Source organism: Oleiagrimonas sp. (genome assembly GCF_027858935.1).
GTDB lineage: Bacteria > Pseudomonadota > Gammaproteobacteria > Xanthomonadales > Rhodanobacteraceae > Oleiagrimonas.
Window position 1 is genome coordinate 1 of record NZ_JAQIBU010000155.1, and the last position, 6,841, is coordinate 6,841.

Consider the following 6,841-nt stretch of genomic DNA (forward strand, 5'->3'; position numbering starts at 1 on the left):
GCATTGCTGACCAGCTTGACCGAGACCAGGGCCTCGGGATTGACCTGCTTGAGATCGTGGATCAGCTGCGCCAGGTCCTCGATCGAATAGATGTCGTGATGCGGTGGCGGCGAGATCAGGCCGATGCCCGGCTTGGCAAATCGCAAGCGGGCAATCATTTCGTTCACCTTGTGACCGGGCAACTGGCCACCCTCGCCCGGCTTGGCGCCCTGCGCGATCTTGATCTGCAGCACTTCGGCATGGACCAGGTAGGCCGGGGTCACGCCGAAACGTCCCGAAGCCACCTGCTTGATCTTGCTCATGCGTTCGGTGCCGTAGCGCGCCGGATCCTCACCGCCCTCGCCGGAGTTGGAGCGTCCGCCCAGACGGTTCATGGCGATGGCCAGGGCCTCGTGCGCCTCCGGCGACAAGGCTCCCAGACTCATGCCGGCCGAGTCGAAGCGCGGCAGGATCGACTCCAGCGGTTCGATCGCGTCCAACGGCAACGGGGTTTCGATCTCGCGCACGCGCAGCAGGTCACGCAGCGCCGAGGGCGGGCGGTGGTCGACGTGGTCGGCATAACGCCGATATGCGGCTGCATCGCCGCTGCGCACGGCTTGCTGCAGGCTGGTGATCACGTCCGGGTTGTACATGTGGTACTCGCCGCCGTGCACGTACTTGAACAGGCCGCCGGCAAGCAGCTCCACGCTTTCATCCCAGGCGCTGGCGGCCATCAGGCGCTGGTCGCCATCCAGGCTCTCGAATCCGGCCCCCCCGATACGCGAGGGCGTGCCCGGAAAGCACAGGTTCACGACATCCGGCGCCAGGCCGACGATCTCGAACAGCTGCGCTCCGCGATATCCGGCAATGGTGGATATGCCCATCTTGGACAGGATCTTCAGCAGGCCCTTGCGGATGCCGCGCCGATAGCTGCGCCCGATCTCGAACGGCTCGGATTCGTCGTGGCGGATAAAGCCCGAGCGCGCCATGTCCAGCAATGTCTGATAGGCCAGCCACGGATAGACCGCCGTGGCTCCAAAACCGATCAGACAGGCAAAGTGATGCGCGTCGCGCGCGGTGGCCGTCTCGACAATCACGTTGCAGCGATAACGCAGACCCGTGTCGACCAACTGTGCATGCACGACGCCGGTGGCGAGCAACGCATGGATCGGCACGGTATCCGGGCGCGGGTAGCGGTCAGTAAGAAAGATCAGCGTCGCACCCGCACGTACCGCCTCGATGGCGGCGTCGCGAAGTCGCCGCAGGGCAGTTTCCAGATCCTCGGCCGGGTCCCGGCACAAGTCCAGGCTCGCGGTATGCCCGACGAACGGCTCCATCGCCATCAGCTGGCGCAGCTTGCGCTGCGAAAGCAGCGGTGAATTGAGCATGATCTGGCGGGCATTGTCGGCCGCGAGCTCGAACAGGTTGCCTTCGGGACCGATTTGCGTCGTCAATGACATCACCAGCCGCTCGCGCAGCGGGTCGATCGGCGGATTGGTCACTTGGGCAAAGCTCTGGCGGAAACGATCGTAGAGCGGGCGTACCTGCCGCGAAAGCGCTGCGACAGGGGTGTCATCGCCCATCGAACCGGTGGCCTCGCTCTCGGTCTCGGCCAGCACCTTGAGCACGCTGTCGCGTTCCTCGCGGGTCAGACCGTAAAGCTTCTGGTAGCGGCGCAACTCGTCCGCGGGCAGTGGCTGCGCGGCCAGGCTGGGGTCGATCAGGTCCGATTCCAGGTATTGCACGCCGGCACGCAGCCAATTGCGGAACGGTGCGCGGGCGGCATTGATGGCATCGATTTCCGGGTCCTTGAGCAGGCGGTTCGCCTTCAGGTCCACGGCCAGCATCTGCCCCGGGCCAAGACGGCCCTTGGCCACGAGGCGCGAAGACGGGAAATCGCGGATGCCGGTTTCCGAAGCCACCAGCAGGGTGCCGTCGTCCGACAGGGACCAGCGTGCCGGTCGCAGACCGTTGCGGTCCAGCGCACAGGCCGCGTAGTTCCCGTCACACATCACCAGACCGGCCGGGCCGTCCCATGGTTCGCTGTGCAGCGCGTAATACTCGTAGAACGCGGCGAGATCCTCATCGATGTTTTCATTGGCCTGCCAGGCCGGCGGCACCAGAATCCGGATGGCCGCCAGCATGTCGATGCCTCCGGCGAGCAGGGTTTCCAGTGCGTTATCCAGACTTTCCGAATCCGAGCCACGTTGGCGCACCATCGGACCCAGGTCGCTGAAATCGATCTTTGGCGAAACCAGCACGGGCGCGCGCGCCATCATCCAGCGGCGATTGGCCTTGATGGTATTGATCTCGCCATTGTGAGCCAGCACGCGAAACGGCTGCGCCAGGCGCCACTGGGGTGCGGTGTTGGTCGAGAAGCGCTGGTGGAAAACCACCGCGCGCGCTTTCAGCGCCGGATGCGCGAGGTCCGTGAAGACCTCCCTGAGACGCCCAGGGGCGGCCATGGCCTTGTACGCGATGGTGTGCTGGGACAAGGAGGCGATGTAGCCGCAGTCCTCGCCCAGGACCACTTCTGCACGTCGACGCGCTCGCAGCAGGGCGCGTTCGAAATCCGCTTCATCCAAGCCTGCGGGCGCGTTGACGAAAACCTGGCGGATCGATGGCTTGGCAGCGATAGCCAGCGGGCCACAGGCCTCCTCGTTGATATCAATCTGGCGCCAGCCGGCCAACTGCAGGCCTTCGTCGCCGAGCATCCCGGCCAGAACCTCGACAGGACGTTGTTCGGAGCATGCATCCAGGAATACCAGCCCTGCGGCAAAGCGGGTCGCCAGCTCAATGCCCGCTTCATCGGCCAGCGCCCGCAACCATTCCTGTGCGCCATGGATCAGCACCCCGCAACCATCGCCACTGACGCCGTCGGCATTGACCGCGCCCCGGTGGGAAAGTCGGGCCAGCGCGATGAAGGCCTCATCCACCAACGAAGTGCTGCTACGACCATCAACATGCACAAGCAGCCCGAAGCCACAACTATCGTGCTCAAACTCGGGGTCATACAAGGTGCGTGAGCGGGGCTGAGACAAGTTGAACCTCTTGAGGAGACAGACGCTGAGCTCGCTCCGCACGTGTAGGCGAAGCGTTCTACGCCCGGCTGCGGGCCAAAGGGGAGCGTCCACTAAAGCATAGTTCCGGCAGGGCCGTCAAAGATTCGTATGGACGTCTAGATGTCTTTTTGTTAATTTGACCGGGCCCGGGCAGATTCTCGGTCTTCCGGGGCGCGCCACAGGGCGATTCCCGGGTCGGGGACAACCAATGGCACGGGCGAGCCAACCTGCCACCATGCTAGGTTTCCGGTTCATTATCCCCGGGGGTTCCCATGAAACGTCTACACCCGCTATTTGCTGTTCTTGCAGCCGCGCTGCTCCCCGCCAGCGCGCTGGCCGCTCCTGCCGGCGCTCCCACCGATTCAGTCCATGCACACATCTCCACGATACTGAAAACCCTGGGCAAAACCCGTCATTTCAGCGGCGTGGCCGTGTCTCCAGATGGCTCGACGCTGGCCTGGACCCTGCGCGGTAAAAAAGGCGCCCGTGTGCAACTGGCCGATCGTGATGGCCGCAACGTGCGTGACGTGACCCTGCCGGCACGCTTCAAGGGCTGCAACGATGGCCGGCCCAGCTGGTCGCCCAATGGCCAGGAAATCGCCTTTTTCAGCAATTGTGGCAACAAGCCACACCCTGATCAGGAAGACATCTACCTGGCCTCGGCCCACAACACACACCCGAAGGCACGCCGACTGACCCATCTGGACGGCTATGCCCATAACCTCGCATGGGCACCGCACGGCAACCGCCTGGGGATGCTCTATGTTGCCGGCGACCGCCATCGTGGCGGGGCCACCTCGGCCAGCAAGGCGCGCGTGGGCGTGATCGGCGTCAGCGGCGTGCAGCACCAGCGCCTGTTTGCCGTCAACGTAAACAATGGCCAGGCCTCCGCACTGACCCCGAAATCCCTGTTCGTCTACGAATACAACTGGTCACCCAGTGCTGCAAAGGTGGCCTTTGTTGCCGCACCACCCCCGGGTGAGAACAACTGGTGGGTGGCCAAGCTGTATACACAACCGAGCCAGCCAGGCAAGGCCCCGAGCGTGCTGGTCGATCCGGGCACGGTGACCGGCTCGTTGCATGGCCTGCAGATTGCCGTGCCGCGCTGGTCGCCCGACGGCTCGCGCGTTGCCTTCATTGGCGGCCTGATGAGCGACCATGGCGCCACAGGCGGTGACATCTACGTGGTATCGGCTGCGGGCGGCGCGCCGGCAGACGTGACGCCCGGCATCCACACGTCGCCCTCCTGGCTGAGCTGGACCGGTAACCAGCGTCTGCTGGTCAGCGCGATCGCCTCGGGCAAGACCCGTGTATCCAGCTTCACGCTGCACGGGATGCATACGGCGGTCGAAAAGCCCCTCATGACCCAGGCGTCAGGGCTCGGTGACGGCACCGTGGCATCCGCGCTTTCGCTGTCCGCCGGCAACAACCATTTTGCCTTCGTCCACAGCAGCTTCGCCAAGGCTCCCGAGATCTTTGTCGGCCGTTTTCGCACCGACAACGCGCACCAGCCGGTAGGCATGTCGCAAGCACCGCATGCGGTCACCCACGTCAATGCTGCGCTGAAGCCGTCCTGGGGCAACGCCGTTTCGGTGGAATGGACGCACGAGGGCTACCACGTACAGGGCTGGCTGATGCTGCCGGCCCATTACGACCCGCACAAGACCTATCCGATGATCGTCAGCGTCCACGGCGGCCCGGTATGGGACGTACGACCGGCCTGGGGCGGCAACGGACTGTACTCGGCGCTTGGTTACTTCGTGCTGATGCCCAATCCGCGCGGCAGCCTGGGCGAAGGCGAGGCCTATACCAAGGCCGTGCGCAAGGACATGGGATACGGCGACCTGCGTGACATCCTCGCTGGTGTCGATGCCGTCGAGAAACGCTACCCGGTGGACGACAAGCGCCTGGGACTCACCGGTTGGAGCTATGGCGGCTTCATGAGCATGTTCGCGCCCACCCAGACCCACCGTTTCCGCGCGGCGGTTGCCGGCGCCGGACTGTCGGACTGGCTCAGCTACTATGGCGAGAACATGATCGACCAGTGGATGCTGCCGTTCTTTGGCGCCTCGGTCTACGACGATCCTGCGGTGTATGCCAAGAGTTCGGCCATCAACTTCGTCAAGCAGGACACCACCCCGACGCTACTCGTGGTCGGCGAGCGTGATGCCGAATGCCCGGCGCCACAATCCTTCGAGTTCTGGCATGCATTGCGCGCCCAGGGCGTGCCGACGAAGCTGGTGGTCTACGCCGGCGAGGGACACGGCTTCCACAAGCAGAAGGACCGCATCGACGTGATGCGACGCTCCGCAGCCTGGTTCGAGAAATACCTCGGCGACTCACACTGACTGAATCCCCTCGCGCAAGCCGGCGACGGCCTGCGCGAGGGATCGGCATCGCCACTATCGCTCCAGGGGAAAAATCGCGGCATGATGCAGGCATGCCCGATACCGCCCGCGCCACGCTCAAAGCCATCGATACCTCAATGCCCTGCCCCTGCGGTGACCGGCGCGGCTACGCCGCCTGCTGCGAGCCGCTGCACCAGGGAGCGGCCGCCGAATCCGCCGAAGCGCTGATGCGTTCTCGCTACAGCGCCTACGTGCTGCGGCGAGAGGAATACCTGCTGGCCAGCTGGCACCCGGACACGCGACCCGCCACGCTGCGCCTGGGCATGCAGCAACCTGCGCCAACCTGGCTCGGCCTGCAGGTGAAGCAGCATGCACCACAGGATACCGACCACGCCATGGTCGAATTCGTGGCCCGTTTCCGTGTCGGCGGCGGCCGCGCGCAGCGGATGCACGAGCGTAGCCGCTTCGTGCGCGAGGATGGGCGCTGGTACTATCTTGACGGCGACATCCTCAACGGCTGAGCCGCAACAGGCCGCAGGGCCGACATTGTCCGCCTTACGGTTTGGCGCGATCCGGAGCATTGCTAGCCATGCGGCGCCTGGCCACCGCTTCGGTCCAGTGCCGTGCCACCACCGGGGAGGTCATGCAAATCGCCTCGTCGGTCACCGTGGTCACCGCGCGCTCGAGCAGACGGATGTCGGCCTCGTGCTGTCGCGCCACGTGCGGGTCCTCGAAAAAAATCACGCGCTGGCAACGATGGTTGAGGATCAGGTCGGCGATCTGCGCGTCACCGCCCATCGGTCCGCTCTCGTATCGCGTCACCCAGGCCCTTTCGCGGGGCCACCCCTTGGCCCAGGCCAGCTCGTTGAGCAGCTTGCCGGTGGTCCCGGTGGCCACGCGCGCGGCAAAACGCGAGAGCATGTCGAAATGGGTGCCCGCGAAATCCAGCATCGCGTCTTTCATCGCGTCATGCGCGATCAGCGCCGCGGTCTGTCCCTCCAGCGCGAAGTACCGGTCCGCCGCAGGCATCGGCGTCAGGCCGGCGTGCATGCGCTGGCATTCGATGAAATCGATGGCGCCGGCCAGGGTCGAGACAAACGGCTTGTGGTGGATCACGCACTGCCGCTTCAGCGCCGCCGCCTCGGGATAGTCGGAAGACGGATCGACCGGGTCGATCAGGTAGATCATTCCATCGATCGTGCGTTCCTCACCCAGTCCCACCACCTCGGCCACCAGCATCATCAGGCCGCCAAAGCGGCCGTAGGGATAGCGCTTGAGCGGCGGATAGTCCTGCATCAGATCCTCGCCGACCAGCATGTCGTAGGTGCGCCCGACGACGTGCAGATCCATGCACAGCTCACGGATGCCCGGCTCGCAGGCGCGCAGCCAGCGGAACAGTGCAGCGTCGGAAGCGTCGTGGTGAAGCTGGTTGGCGGCGAGGCCGATGCGCAT

At 64.9% G+C, this 6,841-nt stretch carries 4 protein-coding genes; 2 read left to right on the forward strand and 2 right to left on the reverse strand.

Features of this window, described 5'->3' with window-relative positions; genetic code table 11:
* Positions 1 to 3,020, reverse strand: a 3,020-nt coding sequence (gltB, locus tag PF446_RS05680; protein WP_298070271.1) for a glutamate synthase large subunit, incomplete at its 3' end; no start/stop codon positions are given.
* Between the two features lie 293 nt (positions 3,021 to 3,313).
* Here gltB and PF446_RS05685 point away from each other — a divergent pair.
* Together PF446_RS05685 and PF446_RS05690 are read left to right on the forward strand one after the other, a co-directional pair.
* Positions 3,314 to 5,389 (forward strand): S9 family peptidase, encoded by a 2,076-nt coding sequence (locus PF446_RS05685; protein WP_298070272.1) that lies wholly within the window; start codon positions 3,314 to 3,316, stop codon positions 5,387 to 5,389.
* A gap of 92 nt (positions 5,390 to 5,481) precedes the next feature.
* Positions 5,482 to 5,910 (forward strand): YchJ family protein, encoded by a 429-nt coding sequence (locus PF446_RS05690; protein WP_298070273.1) that lies wholly within the window; start codon positions 5,482 to 5,484, stop codon positions 5,908 to 5,910.
* Between the two features lie 34 nt (positions 5,911 to 5,944).
* Here the strand turns inward: PF446_RS05690 and PF446_RS05695 are convergent.
* Positions 5,945 to 6,841: methylglyoxal synthase (locus PF446_RS05695; RefSeq protein WP_298070274.1), on the reverse strand; the 897-nt coding region annotated here is incomplete at its 5' end.

Bases quoted from the DNA above. Each gene is read 5' to 3' on its own strand.
- PF446_RS05685 (WP_298070272.1), top strand. From the start codon at position 3,314: ATGAAACGTCTACACCCGCTATTTGCTGTTCTTGCAGCCGCGCTGCTC.
- PF446_RS05690 (WP_298070273.1), top strand. From the start codon at position 5,482: ATGCCCGATACCGCCCGCGCCACGCTCAAAGCCATCGATACCTCAATG.